The sequence below is a fragment of the Aquidulcibacter paucihalophilus genome (assembly GCF_002105465.1).
In the GTDB taxonomy this organism is placed as follows: domain Bacteria; phylum Pseudomonadota; class Alphaproteobacteria; order Caulobacterales; family Aquidulcibacteraceae; genus Aquidulcibacter; species Aquidulcibacter paucihalophilus.
This window is the reverse complement of record NZ_NCSQ01000161.1, coordinates 40,068-57,701: the sequence shown is the minus strand read 5'-3', so window position 1 is coordinate 57,701 and position 17,634 is coordinate 40,068. Positions and strand designations below refer to the sequence as shown.

General features: G+C 56.4%; 18 protein-coding genes and 1 tRNA gene. 11 read left to right on the top strand and 8 right to left on the bottom strand.

What is annotated here, in order from left to right; all coding sequences use genetic code 11:
* From B7364_RS12575 to B7364_RS12565, 3 genes are all read left to right on the top strand, one after another.
* The coding region (locus B7364_RS12575; protein ID WP_157893687.1) for a single-stranded DNA-binding protein at positions 1-279 on the top strand (279 nt) is incomplete at its 5' end.
* Between the two features lie 192 nt (positions 280-471).
* Complete coding sequence (locus B7364_RS12570) at positions 472-687, top strand: hypothetical protein (RefSeq protein ID WP_085340386.1); 216 nt, start codon at positions 472-474, stop codon at positions 685-687.
* Between the two features lie 196 nt (positions 688-883).
* Positions 884-2,506, top strand: coding sequence for a DUF3363 domain-containing protein (locus B7364_RS12565; protein WP_157893686.1), 1,623 nt, complete (start codon positions 884-886; stop codon positions 2,504-2,506).
* A gap of 16 nt (positions 2,507-2,522) precedes the next feature.
* Here the strand turns inward: B7364_RS12565 and B7364_RS12560 are convergent, their stop codons facing one another.
* Positions 2,523-3,302: a hypothetical protein gene (locus tag B7364_RS12560; RefSeq protein ID WP_085340384.1), complete on the bottom strand. Its 780-nt coding sequence runs from the start codon at positions 3,300-3,302 to the stop codon at positions 2,523-2,525.
* A 243-nt stretch (positions 3,303-3,545) separates the two neighbouring features.
* Positions 3,546-3,636: transfer RNA gene (locus B7364_RS12555), tRNA-Ser, on the bottom strand.
* 156 nt (positions 3,637-3,792) lie between these two features.
* On the opposite strand from B7364_RS12555, the gene B7364_RS12550 reads away from it, so the two are divergent.
* Genes B7364_RS12550 through B7364_RS12540 form a run of 3 tightly spaced genes read left to right on the top strand, consistent with a single transcriptional unit; the run spans position 3,793 to position 7,701 of the window.
* Positions 3,793-5,283, top strand: a complete 1,491-nt coding sequence (locus B7364_RS12550) for an exopolysaccharide biosynthesis polyprenyl glycosylphosphotransferase (RefSeq protein WP_106407631.1) — start codon at positions 3,793-3,795, stop codon at positions 5,281-5,283.
* A 40-nt stretch (positions 5,284-5,323) separates the two neighbouring features.
* A complete protein-coding gene (locus B7364_RS12545) occupies positions 5,324-6,775 on the top strand; it encodes an oligosaccharide flippase family protein (protein ID WP_085340383.1) in 1,452 nt (483 codons plus the stop codon).
* Positions 6,772-7,701 carry a glycosyltransferase family 2 protein gene (locus tag B7364_RS12540; RefSeq protein ID WP_085340382.1) on the top strand — a complete coding sequence of 310 codons (930 nt, stop codon included), beginning with the start codon at positions 6,772-6,774 and terminating at the stop codon, positions 7,699-7,701. Before B7364_RS12545 ends, B7364_RS12540 begins: the two co-directional genes overlap by 4 nt.
* On the opposite strand, the gene B7364_RS12535 is transcribed toward B7364_RS12540, so the two are convergent.
* From B7364_RS12535 to B7364_RS12525, 3 genes are read right to left on the bottom strand one after another with little or no spacing between them, the layout of a single operon-like run.
* Entirely contained in the window at positions 7,694-8,830 is a 1,137-nt protein-coding gene (locus B7364_RS12535; protein ID WP_198534237.1) for a hypothetical protein, read from the bottom strand. The genes B7364_RS12540 and B7364_RS12535 overlap by 8 nt on opposite strands.
* A 34-nt stretch (positions 8,831-8,864) precedes the next feature.
* Positions 8,865-9,518 carry a P-loop NTPase family protein gene (locus B7364_RS12530; protein WP_085340380.1) on the bottom strand — a complete coding sequence of 218 codons (654 nt, stop codon included), beginning with the start codon at positions 9,516-9,518 and terminating at the stop codon, positions 8,865-8,867.
* Between the two features lie 55 nt (positions 9,519-9,573).
* Positions 9,574-11,055: a GumC family protein gene (locus tag B7364_RS12525; RefSeq protein ID WP_085340379.1), complete on the bottom strand. Its 1,482-nt coding sequence runs from the start codon at positions 11,053-11,055 to the stop codon at positions 9,574-9,576.
* Between the two features lie 140 nt (positions 11,056-11,195).
* On the opposite strand from B7364_RS12525, the gene B7364_RS12520 reads away from it, so the two are divergent.
* Complete coding sequence (locus B7364_RS12520; RefSeq protein ID WP_085340378.1) at positions 11,196-11,978, top strand: polysaccharide biosynthesis/export family protein; 783 nt, start codon at positions 11,196-11,198, stop codon at positions 11,976-11,978.
* A gap of 41 nt (positions 11,979-12,019) precedes the next feature.
* Here B7364_RS12520 and B7364_RS12515 read toward each other — a convergent pair whose 3' ends face one another.
* Complete coding sequence (locus B7364_RS12515) at positions 12,020-12,310, bottom strand: SEL1-like repeat protein (RefSeq protein WP_232780903.1); 291 nt, start codon at positions 12,308-12,310, stop codon at positions 12,020-12,022.
* Between the two features lie 218 nt (positions 12,311-12,528).
* Between B7364_RS12515 and B7364_RS12510 the strand changes: the two genes are divergently transcribed.
* Together B7364_RS12510 and thrB are read left to right on the top strand one after the other, a co-directional pair.
* Positions 12,529-12,843, top strand: a complete 315-nt coding sequence (locus tag B7364_RS12510) for a hypothetical protein (RefSeq protein ID WP_157893685.1) — start codon at positions 12,529-12,531, stop codon at positions 12,841-12,843.
* A gap of 6 nt (positions 12,844-12,849) precedes the next feature.
* Entirely contained in the window at positions 12,850-13,815 is a 966-nt protein-coding gene (gene thrB / locus B7364_RS12505) for a homoserine kinase (RefSeq protein ID WP_085340376.1), read from the top strand.
* Here thrB and B7364_RS12500 read toward each other — a convergent pair.
* Complete coding sequence (locus B7364_RS12500) at positions 13,812-14,627, bottom strand: alpha/beta fold hydrolase (RefSeq protein WP_085340375.1); 816 nt, start codon at positions 14,625-14,627, stop codon at positions 13,812-13,814. The genes thrB and B7364_RS12500 overlap by 4 nt on opposite strands.
* Before the next feature lie 20 nt (positions 14,628-14,647).
* On the opposite strand from B7364_RS12500, the gene B7364_RS12495 reads away from it, so the two are divergent.
* A complete protein-coding gene (locus B7364_RS12495) occupies positions 14,648-15,415 on the top strand; it encodes an NUDIX hydrolase (protein ID WP_085340374.1) in 768 nt (255 codons plus the stop codon).
* A 9-nt stretch (positions 15,416-15,424) separates the two neighbouring features.
* Entirely contained in the window at positions 15,425-16,072 is a 648-nt protein-coding gene (locus B7364_RS12490) for a dienelactone hydrolase family protein (RefSeq protein ID WP_157893684.1), read from the top strand.
* A gap of 7 nt (positions 16,073-16,079) precedes the next feature.
* Here the strand turns inward: B7364_RS12490 and B7364_RS12485 are convergent, their stop codons facing one another.
* Complete coding sequence (locus tag B7364_RS12485) at positions 16,080-17,501, bottom strand: alginate export family protein (RefSeq protein WP_157893683.1); 1,422 nt, start codon at positions 17,499-17,501, stop codon at positions 16,080-16,082.
* Positions 17,502-17,634: the final 133 nt, after the last annotated feature.

Below are 17,634 nucleotides of genomic sequence, written 5' to 3'. Positions count from 1 at the left end.
CTGCTTCGTTCAGACGCCGTCCTTGCTCATAGAATCTGGCATCGTGTCACTGTCTTTGCCCCCGCGCTCATCGCCCGCATTGAAGCGATGGTTCAGAAGGGGAGCCGGGTTCGCCTTCTCGGTCGCATCCGCCCAGGATCCTACGACGATGACAAAGGCCGCACCCGCTACGTCGTCGAGTTCGTGCTCGGCCCCTTCGCAGAACTCGAGATCCTCGCCCGCGCGAAACCAAAGGCCGAGTCCGCCGATGCCGAACTGCCGATGGAGGTCGCCGCTTAGGCGGCCTCCCACCACAGGCCAGCAGCCACCATTCATACCAAGGGCGGAGCTTCACAGCTTCGCCCTTTTGCTTGTCTGCGCGCGGGATTTGAGCTTGTGTCCCGTGCCGCTTTGCGTGCCTGTCCACAGCTCAAATCCGCAGACCTGTCACTGCCCCAATGCTATCGAACGTAACATGAACATACTCCAAGTATGGTTCATCGCAAAAAGCAGGGTTTGATCTTTCCCGAAGAGGCGTTCGACAAGCTGCGCCCCTATCGTGAAGAGCTGCTTGCCATGTCCCAGACCTACCGTGCCGGTGGTCCTGAGTACATGGCTTTGAGCCGGGCGGTGATCGCTTTGGATGAGGCAGCTGCAACTGTCATGAGCAAACAGGGCTTTTTCCTCTCGCCCTGGCACAAGACGTAATCCCAAAACACATGACTTACGAAACACTATGAAACAGGAACGGGGGCAAGATAAAAGAGGGTAAGTCGTGAGGCTCGTATCTTCATGATATTATTCGTGTTTTAGGTGTTTTGTGTTGCGCCTCATGACTTGCCATGACTTACTGCTGAAACGCCGCTGATGACTTACATTTGGCGGCGTTCTGGAGGGGCTGGCGATGGGTCGGATGGCAGGACAGAGCAACGGTGAACAGCCAGCTAGACTGGACGCCCTGCCCTTGCGCCAGATGATTGAGCGCCGCTTGCGGGATGATCCAGAGGATGTTTCGCCACGTCTGCCCAATCGCTTGAAGCCTGCATCAGGGATGGGTGTGAAGGCCTCGATTGCGCGGCGACTGGCGACTGGAAAGATGTTTGGCGGGGGTGCTCGGGGTGGCTCTGTTGGGGCTTCAACTGGCCGCTCCGGCGATGGGCCTGCGCTCTATGTGGGTGCCCGGCAGCGGGTCATTGTGAAGGCCTTTTTGGGCCGTCACGGTGGCGCTGGCGGAGCCAAAAATGCGGGTCAGGCCGTGTCGAGACATCTACGTTATCTGGCCCGTGAAGGCATGGGCACTGATGGAACCGAAACAGGTTTTTACGGACCAGAGGGCGGGCTGGAGCGCGATCATGTGCATGAGGCGTGCGCGTCCTGGGATGGCGACAGGCATCATTTTCGCCTGATCATCAGCCCGGAACATGGCGACAAAATTGATGATATGGACGCTTATATCCGGGATGTGATGGAGCGCGTGGCTAGTGATTTGCGCGAGCCGGAGATGTCTTGGATCGCGATCAACCACCATGATACAGACCAGCCCCATGCCCATGTGCTGATCCGTGGCAGGCGCGCCAATGGTCGCGATCTAGTGATCCCGCGCAAAGTCATCAGCTATGGCATTCGCGGCCATGCCGAAGATCGTGCGCATGAATTGCTCGGCGATCAGAGCCGCTCGGAAGCAGAACGCGGTCTGTATGCGCGCGCCACTGCCGACCGCTGGACCGACATTGATATGAAGCTGGAGAAGCTGGCAGCGGCTAATGACGGCACTGTCCCACGCGCAGAGATTGATCGGCATGACACCTTTGGCGCGGTCACGCGTGCTCGCATTGCTCACCTCACCCGCCTCAATCTGGTGGAAGCGGACACGCAGGATGGGGTACAGTTTGTCGATAGCTGGAAGGGCAGACTGGACCGGCTACAAGCGGCTCAGGACCAAATCCGGTCACACTGGGCAGCCAAACAATTGGAGGCGTTGACGGGGCTCTCTGGCACCAAAGTTGAGCGAGAGGCCCCAAGGCGCGAGGCACCGGTCGAGGCTGCTTTCGACACGCCTTCATCCCCTCAGAAGCCATCCCGAGTTATCGCGTTTGACCCAACCATCGAGCGGCTGACGCCACTTGATGTCGAACTGATGCGGCGCGGCCAGTTGAGTGCGAACGCTGCCACTTCGACGCACATGGGGGCAGAAGTCGAGGCGGTCCTCAAGGCGCGCGCCGATCACATTGTGAGATCCGGCCAGGCGATCGCCCAAGGCCAGGGGCTAGGATATGAGCCAAAAGCCTGGGCCAAACTGCGCGAAGCGGAGTTGAAGTACGTGATGGCCCGCGACCTCGGGATCACGGCGCCCGGTCACATCAGCTATGGCAGGGCCGAAGGCTTCGTTGAAGGGCATGTCACGACCAGTCTGGGCAAACACGCGATCATCAATCGCGGGGTGGGCTATGCGGCCATGGCCGTACAAGCAGGACAGGAGCTGGCCATTGGACAGACTATCGGGCGGGCGATGGGTGTCGAGCGTTAGTCAAGTAACCGGTTGCTCATCCGGTTCTTCGAAACTGGCGCAAGTTTGCCCTTATCGACGGTCGAGGCTTGCCTTGCATGTGTGCTGTTTTGATAGCAGCCTGTCTGCTGATAATCCACTCGGGCAAAGGTGGTAAGCCAATCTCCAAAAACCGACCAGCTGCCTTAGCCCATGGATGGCCGTCAATTTCGAGCTGCCGCAAATCAGATGACTTCGAAACCTGATCAATCGATATGATTTGATCAGCAGTCTTGCTCTTCAAAGCATCAAAATGCTTCTGATCAACTAATTCCAGAAATTCAGCCAGTTCTTCCTTTAGCTCGTAACTTCCTATGCCGGGGTCCACTGGCGCATCTTCCAGATAAATCAGCGGCGCGACTGATTCCTGGATGTTATCCCACCAAATCGAAGGAAGTTTGGCCCAGCAACTTCGAGATGAAGCGGGGTGGTTATGCAATTCGGCAACCGTTAAATCGACCCGTTCACCGTACTCGGTTATTGTCCAAACGTGATAATGGTCCTTCCAGAAACCGCCCCACGTGCATAGGCTTCCATCTTCGGATGCCTCCAGAAGACATATATCACCGATGAAATTCTTCGACTTTATCCCGTAGATATCGAGCAACCGCTTAACAGCAATTGACGATTGCAAGCATCTCATTGACACCGTGCCACCATAGAATTCGAAGAGTGCGTCGGCCACCAGACTGCTAATCAAGCGCCGCAAGAACGGGCTAGTCAGTGATAGTCGCTTAGACTTTTTCCTCTGAGCATCAAGAAATTGTGGCTTCAACATGTTTAACTTCGATTCGACACCGCCGCTTGTCCAGTTTTTGTTAGACCAAAACGAGCTATCAGAACAAATAAGCTTTTCCCGAAGTCTCTCACCCCGCTTCGAAACACATCGAAACGGAACGATCAAACTGCGTAGTAGGTGGACATTTTGCAGTGCCCTAGCGAAAAATTTCGTGGGTACAGTCGTGGGTACAGATTTCGCACTTCTGTAAGCTATTGAAAAATAACGCAAAAATAGAAAAACTGGCGGAGACGGAGGGATTCGAACCCTCGGTGCCCTTTTGGAGCACGCTCATTTAGCAAACGAGTGCCTTCAGCCTCTCGGCCACGTCTCCGCACACACGCCTGATAGCCCGACAAAAGGGGACAGAGCAAGAGCATCACATCAGTGAAGCTGCACACAGCCGTTTGGCACCTGCATTGGGCCTGGTTTCGTTAAGAGGGCGTCTACCCAATCCTGCTAAACGCATAGATTAAGGAGCACCTCGCCAATGGCACGGGTTGAGTATAGAGACGACATTGTCGGCGACCAGCCCATTGTTATGGCACGGAAAGCCGCTCGCGGTGCCCGCTGGTACCGCTCAAGCTTTGGCCGGGCACTCGGGATTGTCGATATTGGCGTCATCTTGCTGGTGATGACCCATGTGCTGAAAGTGGTCACAGACGATCATGTGTTGACCGCCCCCTTAAGCGCCTTCTTGCCCATGGCTCTGGGCAGCTTATGCCTTTGGTGGATTTTGCGGGAGCATGATCTTTATCGCTTTGACACAGAGCCTTTGGCGGTCACGCATGGCGTCAAAACACTTGGGGCGGTTTTTTTGGCTCTACCCTCGAGTGCAGCCATCGGGGCTTTGGTCGCCGTCGCAGTTGGTCGCGCTGCAGAAGTTGGCGCGTGGGAGGCAAGTATTGCAACACTTTTGGCGGGATCTACGATTGTTTCCCTGCACTTCTTTGCAGCCCTTGTCTTGGGAGCGATGAACCGGGCAGGCCTTTTTTCCTTAAATGTGGTGATTGTTGGGGCGACACCCCTTGCCCACAAGCTGATTGAAGAGGCCAAAGCCTCTGGCGATATTTCGGTTCTGGGCGTGTTTGATGATCGATTGGACCGGGCAGAGCCCCTCCCAAACCATGTCAAGCTTTTGGGCGATCTTGATGACCTGATGAGCTGGCCGCACTTGCCCACTATTGACCGGGTGATTGTAGCTGTCTCCAGCACGGCGCAGAACCGGGTTCTTCAATTGGTGACCAAATTGCGCGCTATGCCCAATAAGGTCGTCTTGGCGATTGACATGCAAGGCTTTGACAGTGACGGGACAACGATTGGTCGAATTGGCAATCGCCCTGTCGCTTATGTCTCCGGCGCGCCAGAAGACGCAAAGCGCGCTTTCTGGAAGCGGATGCAGGACCTCGGCCTAGGCACCCTCTTCCTGGTGCTCGTCAGCCCAGTCATGGCCTTGATTGCCGTGGCGATCAAACTGGACAGCAAAGGCCCAATCTTCTTCCGCCAGAAGCGGCATGGCTTTAACAACCAAGCCTTTGAGTGCTGGAAATTCCGTTCGATGCGCGTCGAGACAACCGATGCCTGCGCAGCCCAACAAGTGATGCAGAATGATCCACGCGTCACCCGCGTCGGGCGCTTTATCCGTGCGACGTCTTTGGATGAATTGCCGCAATTGTTCAACGTGTTGGCTGGCACCATGTCTCTGGTAGGACCACGCCCTCACGCGATTGGGATGAAAACCGGCAATGAACATAGCGAAGCTCTAGTCGCCGAATATGCTCATCGCCATCGGATTAAGCCCGGCATGACAGGCTGGGCAGCCATTCATGGGTCGCGCGGGCCTGTCCATAGTGCCGAGGAAGTAGCCCAACGTGTTGCCTATGACCTCGCCTATATTCGCGATGCCAATTTGTGGCTTGACCTGTGGATCATGGTGCGGACCTTGCCCGCCTTATTAGGCGACAAAGGTTCGGTCCGGTGAGCTTTCCGTCCACTTTCCTCGACATACGAGGGCACCGGGGATGATGAGCCGTCACCTTATGGCCTATTTGATCCCAAACTTGGCCCAAGCCGTGGCCAGCTTTGGGATGGTCGCGATCCTCACACGCCTGCTGAGCGATGATGATTATGGCCGCTATACTTTGGTCTATGCGGCCATGACCTTAGCGCAATATCTGTCGGTGGTTTGGATTGAGGCGGCAGCGGCGCGCTTTTATGCCGATGCGGCTGAGAAAGGCGAAAAGCCAGCCCATTTTGCGACCTTAATCACCTTATTCAGCTGGTGTGCCGGGGCATTCGCGCTCATGTCTATCGCAATTCTAGTCGTGTGGCCGGCAGACCTCAGTCTGAAAATCGTCGTCGCCGCAGCCTTTGGCAGCGTCATTACCCGCTCCTTGATCAAAATTGCTTTAGAAACCCGGCGTATGGCCCAAGAGGCCAAGCGCTTTGCTGTGGTTGATACCCTCCATACCTTACTCGCCTTTGGGTTAGGTATTGGCTGCGTGATCTTCCTTGCTATGGGGCCTGAGGGTCCATTCATCGGCATGTTGATTGCGTCTGTGGTGGTTCTTGCAATTGAAGGACCGGCCCTTTGGTTTGCCGCGCGTAAGGGTTCGCTAGAGCCCACCCGCGCCAAGGCCTACTTCGCCTATGGGGCACCCTTGGCGGGCGGACTTGTCCTGAGTCTCGCCCTAACCAGTGGCGACCGCTTTGTCATCGCAGCCTTTTTGGGCGAAGGTGACGTGGGGGCCTATTCGGCAGGCTATCAAGTTGGGGCACGCATCCTCGACATTATTTTCACCTGGGGTGCTACCGCCGTTACACCGATCCTGATTGCCGCTTACGAACGTGGCGGCCCAACCGAAGCCGTAAAGGCCGCCCATCAAGGCTATGTCGTCCGCCTTGGTATCGGCGCGCCCGCGGCCTTGGGGCTCTGTCTGCTTGCCACACCTATTTGCGAGATCCTAATCGGGGAAGCTCTGCGCGATCGCGCGATCCAAGTTGTGCCTTGGATTGCGTTTTCAGCTCTCTTGGCGGGCATGTGCGATTACTTTTCGGAAGCCTTTATGCTGTCGAAAAAGGCCTTGCAACGCGCCCTCTTGCTCTTGGTGCCCGTGGTCACCAGCCTCAGCCTCAATGTGCTGCTGCTGCCGAAATTTGGCTTGATGGGGGCAGCTTATGCCAATGTAGCAGCCTATGCTTTAGGCATGACACTATTGGCTTGGATCGGCCGTCGCTATGTGGCGTTGCCGATCCCTCTGTTTGAAACCGCCAAAATCGCATTGGCCTGCGCCCTCATGGCGGGTGTAGTGATGGCCCTTCCGAGCTTTGGAGCTTTCCAAGACATCGTGTTGAAAGGGGGCTTAGGGGCCCTAAGCTATGGGGTTTTTGTCGTGCTGTTAGATGTGGCCGGTGCCCGCGACCTTGCCAAATCCCTGTGGACCCGCCTCCGGCCGCACGCGGGGACTTCATGAGCGAAACGATCTTCACCAATGGCGTCAAGGCCGAAGGCCCCATCGTTCTCAGCATTGCCACGCCCTTTTTTCGCAATGATCCCAATGTCTTGCTTGAAAGCCTATCGGGCCAAATGGCAGGTCAAGCCGTCGAACTCATCCTGGTGGATGATGGGTCAGCCGACCCGACCCTTACCTCTAAGCTCGAAGCCTTACTGCATGGCCTATCTGTGCCCGCCAGCCTGATAAGCTTGCATCACAATCAAGGCCGTTCGGCAGCCCGCAACCGTTTGATCGCAGCCGCGCAGGCACCGGTCATCCTTTTCCTCGATTCGGATATGGCACCCGATACAGCCACCTTTGTGTCGGATTGGTTGGAACTGGCGCGCGACCCGGATATTGAGATTGCTTATGGCGGATTTTCCACCTTACAAATTGCAGATTGTGCTGCTTTGGCGTTGGCTAAATTGGTTGCCGAAAAGTCCGATTGCGCCTCTGCCAGCGAGCGGCAAGAACGCGGTGCCTTAGCTGTTGCGACCTCCAATCTGATGGTGCGCAAAGCCATTTTGGATGAAACCCCCTTTGACTCCGGCTTTTCGGGTTGGGGCTGGGAAGATGTTGATTGGGCGCTTCGGGCAGACGCCAAGGGCCACCGGGTTCGCCATGTCGATATTCCGGCCACACATTTAGGCTTGGATGATGCGGCAACCTTATTGGATAAGTTTGCCTCAGCAGGCCCGAATTTCCGCAAGATGGTTGAACGGCATCCTTCTATGGGCACTTTGCCTGGAACCAAGCTTGCCCGGATGCTGGCGCGCCTGCCAGCACGGGCATGGATTAAATCCATCGTGAAGGCCTTGGTTTTGTCCGAAGCTCTGCCTTTGGCTCTTCGTGCACAAGGTGCGCGGCTGTGGCGGGCTTTATGGGCGGCAGACGCGCTTAGTTAAGGCGCTGGCGTGTCGCGGGGCGCGGCCGCGCTTGCACCGATGGCGCTGGAATGGATTGCTTAGCAGAAGCCCCCCGTTGCGCCACTTGTGTTCTTTGGGGTGGTGGGGCCACCGCCAACGGCGCGACACCAACGCCAAAGCTTAAGCCAGCTAATAACAGGACCCACGGACCCAAGACAGAAACGTCGCCTGGTGCCCCTAATAGGGTAGTAATCCCCGCAGCCCACACACCAAACAGCACAGCCCCTTCCAGATCTGAGCCGCGGCGGTCGAGCGCCAGACGCACCGTGGCGATAATCGCCCAAAGTGCAGCCAATCCAAGCCCCAACACACCGAGACCTTGCCCAAATGCCGCCCCAACCGAGGCTCCAGCCACCCCAAAGCCATACCCAGTCCAATTGATCGCCCCCAAGGGGTCGGAGGAGAGTGACAGGGGTGTAAATAAACCAAGCAAGGTTAGGGTGAGGATCGAACAGGCCAAGGTGATGGCGATATCGATCGGTGTCCAAGGGCGGCGGGCCGAAATCCAGCGCAGACCATAGCCAAGAGCAGTTGCTAACAGGCCCATTCCTGCAGCCCAAACTACCACCAAATCGCCCAAGACCAGAGCCAGTGCGCCTAGAGCCACCGCCCAAGCCAGCCAAACCCAACGCCATTTGGTTGCAGCCGTACTAGCCCACAAAGCCGCGCACACCGCATAAGCCAAATCACCATCCAGCGAAGTCGCAGGCGGCAAACCGCGCGCTGCAACCGCATGGGCGACAATGGCCAAAGCCCCTGCAAATCCCGCCGTAAAGGCCAAATCCGCAGCGCTGAGGCGGGCGGCCAGTGTTAAGCCAAATACCCACACCAACAAAAGCAAAATGCCGTGCTGTAGGGCGAGGGCCGGAGCCATGGCCCACGCCGCTGAAGCCATGCTGACGCTAACCAAAAGCAAGCCGTCTAAGCGTCGCACAAGGATTGGGGCCAAAGCCTCCCAACGCACAGCAAAAGCGACAAGGCCCATCGAGGCAACACCGGCCTTTAATATCAGGGTTCCTAGCGGCGCTTCTTCTAAGCCTGCAGCCCCCGGCCAGAGGCGCCAGAAACCAGCGCTGAAACAGGCAACAGCCAGAGCCAATAGAGCCATGTCCCAGCGCAACGACAGTTTTGATGCGACCATATTAGCGATTTCGGCTTAAGGACAGGACTGGACTTGCCTGTCCAGTCACCACGATTCCGAGACAGCGTCCACCGCGGCCCAAGACCTCGTCACGCAGATCAAGTGACTCGCGCACATCACTTCGATTGCCATCGATAACCAGGATGACACCGTCCATGTCCGCGGCCAATGCTAAGCCCGCGCGCGATTGTTCTAAAGGCGGCGCATCAACAATGGTCAAATCGACTGCGCGACGAACCGCGCGCCAATAATCGGGTGCAGGTGCCACTTGGAGTTTCTGATTACTCGCTAAAGCGGCCCGATTAAAGCGGCTGACATAAAGCTTTGGAATGGTGGTCTTATAGCTAACAACGGCACCCTCGCCCTGTGCCCCCTCTGGCGTACGGGGTTGGGCGCGCCAGAACGGCGTGACGCCAAACGTCATATCGAATGGGCCTTTAAAATTGGCTGTCGTTCCGCCAAGAGCGGTGAATTGGCCAGGACCAAAGAAGTCCAAATCAATCAGCCATGCAGACTTTGCAGCTCGCTCGGCAGCCAGCTTAGCAAAGGCTCGAGCAACTTCGGAAATTCCAACATCGTGTTTGGCACCCACGAACATGACAGCAGCGCCCGCCCCCCCTGTTGCAGCGGCAACAGCAGACCAGACTCCGTTCATCTGTCCTTGAATGCTTCCCATCCAGACCCCAACTCAAACAAGCCCTTATGCCGCCTTAGCGTGTCACCGTCGCCAAGATCGGAAGACTCAAAGTCCGACCGATCGAGGATGGAGTTGGGAAGGTTGTCCGCGAGAATGCCCGCATTAAACCAACCGCCAGTGCCGTAAGAGCCGCGAAGAAGACAGAGAGCATTGCTACTTCCCTCTTCCAGCTCTTGCCACGAGTCGGCACATTAGCACGTTCAATGACCCGAATATTTTCATTAGAGGTGCGGCTGAGTTCATTTTGGGCTTGAGAAGATGCTTCTCGGGTTGAGAATTGTTTGACTTGTTCTTCCAAGATTGCTTTGCGGCGCATCAAATCATCAAATAAAGGCTTTACTTGACTTAATTGGATGGCGCGGGCCTGCAATTGGGCAACCTGAGCTTCCAAGATGGCTTCGCGTTGAGTCAAAGCTTCAACCTCAGCCGCATTGCGGGCGCGGTCGGCTGCCAAAGTATCGCGAACCGGATTGGCCCCGGTCTTGGTCGTCCCCGCTGCCCGCCCCTGTTCGGAGCCCAAGAGTTCATCCAAGGCTTCGATCCGGCGGCGCATATCCTGCACGGGCTGGCTTTGCTCGGTATAGCGGGTTTGCAGCTCGGCCAATTGGCTCGCCAGTTCAATCCGGCGGCGGGAATTATCCGTCTCAAAAGATAGACGCACCTCACGTGGCTCGCTGCGATAGCTGCGGTCGCTGGCGGCAAAGCGGCCTTCTGCCTCGCGCTGACGCGATTGAACGTTCAACAGATCGGCTCGCGCGGTTGCAAGGAGGGATTGTACGGCGGCGCGCTCCCCCTCAAAATCTGCCACTCCATTTGCGCCCAAGAAGGCGGTAATCTCTGCCTCTAATTCCTGCAAACGCGTATCAAACTCGTTACGCTGCAGTCTTAATGCGCCTGTTTGATCCTCAAACAAGACCTCTCGCCGATAGGTCAAATACTCATCAATCATCGTATTCAACACCTTAGCAGCAATGACGGGGTCTTTACTTTGATAACCAAGTTTAATCACCGTTGTATTGGCTGAGGCCTCGGCAGAAAAATTTCGCTGGAACTGATCAACACCAAAAGCAATGCGGCGCTCAGGCGTGTCAGGGCCTTGGGTGATCTGAATATCTTCGGGATTGAACAGGCGATCCAAGCCGATTTTACGAATCACACGTTCGGCGATTTGTGCTGACTTGATAACTTCGACTTCAGATTGGACGATTTGTTCTTGCTTTGGGGCCGCCCCTTCCCCCGCCGCACCCACACGCGGCGTGAACACATATTCCTGCCCTAAGAGGATCGAGAGCCGCGCATTGGCGGTATAATTCTTTTGAAGCGTGGTCGCGAAGGTGATCCCAAGCCCAGAAATCACAATAAAAACAATAATCATAAGCCATTTTTCGCGCCAGAGAAGACTGATCCAATCTGCGAGATCAAGCTGTGGGCGCGCGCCGCCTGTCGGCTCATAGCCGCCAGAGCGGGGATAGCTTGGGCCTGTGTGATAGGTCATTCTAAATTCCGCGCGTCAGGACGTTTGGCAAAGCATTTTGCTTCCTCCAAACGTTAATCAACCATTATCCATTAACGAAACGTTTAACGATTGGGTTTCTAAGAAACAGGCTATTGCCAACCACGAGAGGGAGCCTGTTCATGCGTGCCAAAACCACCGCTATCCTCTGGTCTTGGGTGGTTCTTGCCTGCACCGCGCTGACGGCCTGTGCGCCAAGAGGCTATGTGGATGCATTGCTCACCGAGGGGAAAAATTGGCAAACCCCACGGCCCGTTGCCACAGTGGATTTCCCCGCCATTCCAACTTTTCCTAGCTGGACCGCCGAAGATGACACTTACCGCTTTTTTCCGGGCGATGTCATCGATTTTCAATCGATTGGCGCACCAGAGCTCAGCCGCAAACTGACCGTTGCCCCAGACGGTCGAATCCATCCCCCGATGTTGGAAGCCATCATGGCGGCGGATCGGACGCCCGATGATTTGAAGCTGGAACTCCAAGGACTGTATGCAGCCTATTTGCGCAATCCTGCCGTTGCCCTTGCACCCGACAGTTTTGCGTCACAAAAATTCTTTGTGGGCGGCGAAGTGGCTAAGCCCGGCCTCTATGATTTATCGGGGGAAATGGACCCGTTACAAGCGATCACAACGGCCGGCGGCTTCTTGAATAGCGCACGCCGCGAAGAGGTTGTGGTTTTGCGCCGTGGTGCCGGGGGCACGCCCTATATGCGTGTCTATGACCTTCGCTCGGTCTGGGCGAGCCAAGCCCTTTTGGCCGAATTGCCGCGCCTGCGCCGTTTTGACGTTGTTTGGGTGCCGAAGTCGCGCATTTCCGAACTGGGGCAATTCACCCAACAATTCGTGCGCGACGCGCTGCCGATTACCATCGGCTTCAACTATAGTATCGGCTCAAACATCATCCAATAAGGGCACCAGACCGCCAAAGTGCGGCCTGCGACCAGACCGATTTAGTTGGCCGTGCGCTGAAGCCACTCGCGTGCGGCGCGCTGGGCTGCCGAAACTTGGCTTTGGGTCATCATGGCGGTTAATTCCTGACGACGCAGCTTGGCTTCGCTATCGCCACGCATCGCAGCAATATTGAACCACTTATGCGCTTCGACATAATCCACGTCGGCACCAACGCCCGTTGCATGCGACAGACCCAAGGCAAATAGGTCGCTACCTGCTTCATTGGGTTCAACTTCGGTGGTCGTTGTGACCTCTAAAGTGCTGCTCATATCATAAGCCATTTTAGTCATTCCCCTAACCATACTGACCACATTCTGGGCCAAGTGCTTTTTCGACCGATTGGCCATTTTGGCCGCTCGCAGGGACAATGTGACGGCTGATAGTGAATCGAATCTTCCCAAGACCTTGCTATAAAATGAATTTCAGTACCTTTTACGTAAACAGGTGGTTCACGCCCTCGGGCATGATTCACCACTCCTTCAGCTACTTTGCTCAGAGATTGATAAACTTGCCTTTTTTCGAACCCGAAGATGCTAACGCTCTATCAACCGAGAATTTCGACGTCTCTCAGGTTTTTGATTTGAACGGCAAAGGGGCGATTGAAGCCTTAGCCCTGGTTGAAGCCGCCCTACAGGATCACCGGCGCGAGGAAGAAGTTAAGCTGTGGTTCAAATTTGATCCACCTACACCCGGCGGTGGGGAAACATTGTTTCAGCCCGTAGGCAGACGATTGCGCGATGCGATTAAGTATGGCCAAGCCGTACGCGCCATGCCAGCCCAAGGCGGTGGTTGGATTGTCAGACTGGCGGCAAAGGTGCGATAGTTAATCATGGCCGTCTATACCGAACCCACAGATGAAGAATTAGCGATCCTGTTAGAAGGGTGGGGTTTGGACGGGTTGCGAAACTTCAAAGGGATTGCCGAAGGGGTTCAAAATTCCAACTTCCTGGTCGAAGCTGCCCAAGGCCGCTTCATCATGACGATTTATGAAAAATCTGTCGCGCTGGAAGACTTGCCCTTTTATCTGGGCTTGACGGAGCGGGCCGCGAATGCAGGCCTACCCGCTGCCCGACCCATTCGCACCCAAGATGGCCAAATAGTGCAAACAATTAGAGGCAAGCCCACAGCATTGTGCAGCTTTTTAGACGGGGTCTCCTCCAAACGTCCCCCCGCAAGCCACGCCCGTGCCGTAGGTGCGGCCTTGGCGCACTTACACCAAGCCCTCGAAGGGTTTGCGCTGTCGCGTCCAAATGATTTGGGTCCCGATAACTGGGCTGGCCTTTGGAAGGGCCGTTCGCGTCATGCTGAAGCATTAGAGCCCGGCATAGCAGCAGCGATCCAAAGTGACCTCGAGCGCTTCAAATCAGACTGGCCCACCGATTTACCCCGCGGCATCATCCATGCCGATCTATTCCCAGACAATGTGTTGTTTCTGGGCGACCAGGTTAGTGGCCTGATCGACTTCTATTTCGCGTGCAATGACTTTTTGGCCTATGATGTGGCCGTCATGCTGAACGCGTGGTGCTTTGAAGCCAATGGCAGGGAATTTGACCTTGTTAAAGGCCGCGCTTTGATTTCCGGCTATGAAAGTGTGCGGCCTTTGAGTGCGGCCGAGCGCGCGGCCCTGCCCCTATTGGCGCGTGGTGCAGCCTTACGCTTCTTCCTTACCCGCCTTGTCGATTGGATGACCCCAATGGATGGGGCCTTGGTGCGCAAAAAAGACCCACGAGACTATGCGGGCAGGCTTGCCTTCCACCGGGCGGCGCGAGATGCCTCTGATTATGGGGCGCCTTAAGCGTCCAACCAGCCTGCAACCATCGAGACCACTTCCTCATCCTGTACCAAGGCACGGTGCCCAAGCCCATCGACGGGCCAAAAGCGCGCACCCGGCCAAGCCTCTGCTGCGCGCTTACCTTCTGAGGCTGGACATTGCTCATCATCGAGGGAATGGATGAACAAAGCGTGGGCTGTCATGGTGGCTGCTGCCGCCGCCAGATCAAAGAAACGGCCCTCCTCCTGACCAAGCGCTAAGGCCGCTTCAATCATCGGCTCTTCCACGCCATAGCGCCGCCAGGCCCGCTCAAACTGGCGCGCTTGCACGACAGGGGGCGAGATCAATACAACTTGGGCCAGATCTAGTCCTTGTTGGAAGGCCTTGGCCAAAGCTGGCCCCCCGAAGGAATGCGTGGCAGCCCCAGAGAAAGGACCAAAGCGGGCTTGCAAAGCCAAAATGGCGTCTGCCGCCAATTCCAAGCTGCAACGATCCCCATCACTATGGCCATGGCCCGGTAAGTCAAAGGCAACCACCGAACGGCCACGCTGACTTAACAAGTCAATCAGGGGCGACCACAGACTGGTGTCATCTTCCCACCCATGGACCAACAACACAGGCGGTTCTTCAAAGCGGTGGCCTAGCAAATGCCAACTGGCAATTTGCACGCCTACAGGCCCAACCATCTCATGCTCGGCTTGATGCAGCTGGGGACTAACACGGGGCACTGCCCGCCGCTTGGGTTGGCCAGATTGGTTCAAAAGATGCTTGGCATGAGTCACAAGGTCGTTCATGAAACAGCGTGTGGAACGCCGCCGCGCAGTTTGCAAGGTCATGACGAAACGGAAACCTCAAGATGGATGACACTTTATTTCCTGCTGCAACAATTTTATTGGTGCGCGATGGCGCGGACGGGCTGGAAGTCATGATGGTAGAGCGCCACGCCAATATCGGCTTTGCTGGCGGCGCGATGGTGTGGCCAGGCGGGAAAGTTGATCCCGCAGACTTTGATGAAGGCTGGTTGGAGGCCGCCGAAGGCCTAGAAGGCTTAGAAGCCGATGAACGCGCCGCCCGCGTCGCTGCGCTTCGCGAAGCCTATGAAGAGACCGGCATTTTGCTCGCCACCCGCAATGGTGAGCCGATCGGTGCCCAAGCCCTAGACCTAACCGATATGCGCAAGCGCGTGGACCGCGATGCGACTTTGTTTCAGCCTTTGGTGCGCGGCCATGGCCTAAAGCTTGCGACCAGCGCCCTTCGCCCATTTGCGCGTTGGATCCCGCCCCCAGCCCTGCATAAGCGCTTTGATACCCGCTTTTATTTGACCCCCGTGCCTTCGGGGCAAGACGGGGTCCAAGACGGCAGCGAAGCGGTCGATCTGGTCTGGATTAAGCCACAGGCCGCTTTGGATGACTTAGCCGCAGGCCGGCGCAAGATTATCTTTCCAACGGCGCGTAACCTCGAGCTCTTGGCCCTGTCCAAAACCGTGGCTCAAGCCTTAGCCGATGTAGCCGCCCGCCCGCAGGGCATCGTCCAACCGATCATTGAAAATGGCGTGTTGAAGATCCGCTCAGACCTTGGCTATCCGGTCACCGAAGAAACACTCGACACTGCAATGCGAGGATAAACTATGGCGATGATCCAACTTCCGACCGGCATTCCGGCACTGTTTGAGCCCGCCAAAGGCGAACAGCGCCGGGGCGGTTTGGTTGTGGCGCAAGAGATTTTTGGCCTAAATGCCAATATCCGCGCTTTGTGTGCCCGCTTTGCTGGCGACGGCTTTGACGTTGTCGCCCCTGCTTATTTCGACCGCATCGAAGCGGGTTTTTCAGCTCCCTATGATCAGGATGGAATTCAAAAGGGCCTATCTGCGGTACGGGCGACATCTTGGGATCAAGTCGCAGCGGATACCCAAGCAGCGATTGATCTGTTGCGTCAAACCCAGTCTCGAACCTTTGTCACAGGCTTTTGCTGGGGCGGCACGGTTGCCTGGGTGGCCGCCTGTCGCTGCGCGGGCGTCACAGCGGCGTCGGGCTTTTATGGCCGGATGATCAACATGTTCTTGGCTGAAACACCACAAGCACCGATTGAGCTGCATTATGGCGACAATGACCCGGGCATTCCTATAAGTTTGGTCGAAGAAGTGCGCATGGCCCACCCTCATGTCCCCATTCATCTGTATCCGGCAGGCCATGGCTTTTTCTCAGACAGGGGCCATGATTTTGACCCCACCCAAGCAGACATTGCTTGGGCGCGCACCCTTGATTTGTTTGATCGCAGTTAAGGTGCCGTCAGAAGAAGCGCGTAAAGGCGACAAACCCATAATGGGTTGTGCCTTGGCGCGAGGCATTGGGGGCAGTTCGCGCAAAGCGACCAGGAATGAGCGCTGACGCGCCAACTTCCACACGAAGCGTGTTAGGCTGCAGCCAATAGCGGGCGCGACTATCAATTGTCGTGCCGATAAAAGTGCCGGACTGACCTGTCCGGTCTTGAACGCGTGCAACCACCCAGGCGTCGCGGGCTTCATCCAAATGGGCGAATTTGAAGGCCAAGCGCATATCGCTGCGGGCATTTGGCTTAACTTCAATCCGCCCACCGGCAGCATTGATATTGGCTGGTGTCAAAGGCCCATGAATACCAGTATTGCCCAGATCGGTTCGCCGCCCGCCAAATAAGCGCTCGGCTTGTTCGTATCTGAGGTCATCAGGATTGCGGTCGCCGGAACCAAAGTCCCAATCCAGCACCAAACGTGGCTGCCACGGTGCATCAAATGTATAGCCAAGATGGGCGTGGGCGGCAAATGTCCGCACTTTCAGGTCAATGGTATCGCTCAGCGCCGCACTTGCCCGGCGGGTACCCGTGCGCCAAGACGTATCGAGTTCAAAATCCCATTGGCCCGTTTGGGGTGGACGGAATAAGCGGAAGCCCGGCTGCAGATAGTCGCGATTGGGAGTATTGGTTCTGGCTGTATCGTGTTCTTTCAAGCGAAACACGAACAATTCGCCTGACGTGTCGGGTAACAAATCGCCCAGCAGATTGGCGCGCCGATAATGCACCCCCAAGAGCAGGCGCGACCATTCCTCGCGGTCCGCCTGCATTTCATTCTTTTCAAGGCTCGCGCGGTCCTGCGGCAGTCGCCCGACCGGCACCACGGCAAGAATATTCCAGGCATCGCCACGCGCATTGCTGGACTGCCAATAGGCACCGGTGAAGTTCAGCAGCACATTGGCCATATCCGCGCGTTCAAGGATACGCCGACCACCTATATCCAAGGTTTGACGCCCCAGTTTCAGGCGCGCATTGTCTTGTTTCAACGCTTGGGCCAAGCCCGTGCCACCCAGATCGATTGAGGCATAGGCCTGCAAGACATCTAGCGGATTAACCAGCGAGGCGCTGAGCGTAGATCCCGAATCATTCAGTTCCTTGCGGCTGTCTTGCAACTCGAAACCAAATGTGACGGGGTCAAACTTTGCTTCAGCAAGGATTGTGGTGCGAAATGCCAGCGCTTGGTCGCCACCACTTCCCCCGGCGCGAAATTGTCCGTCGAGGCTTTCATAGCGAACGCGCGATTCCCCAGAGATTTTCAGCCAGTCGGGCAAAATCCGCTCAGGCGTGGCGGCGGGACTGCTGTCTGGTGCAGTTTGGGCGAGTAACAGCCCGGGCTGAGAGATCGCCACAGCCACGAGGGCATAAGCCGCTAAAAACTGACGCACGTTGAGACTGATGTCCTTCGCTAACTGTCGCAGATCGCCGGTGACGGTTCGGTGGATTCCCGGCTGCTCCCTACTTCAGCTCGCGTGGGATGGCAAAGACCACACACACCCAATCGCCAAGTTACCAAGGCGA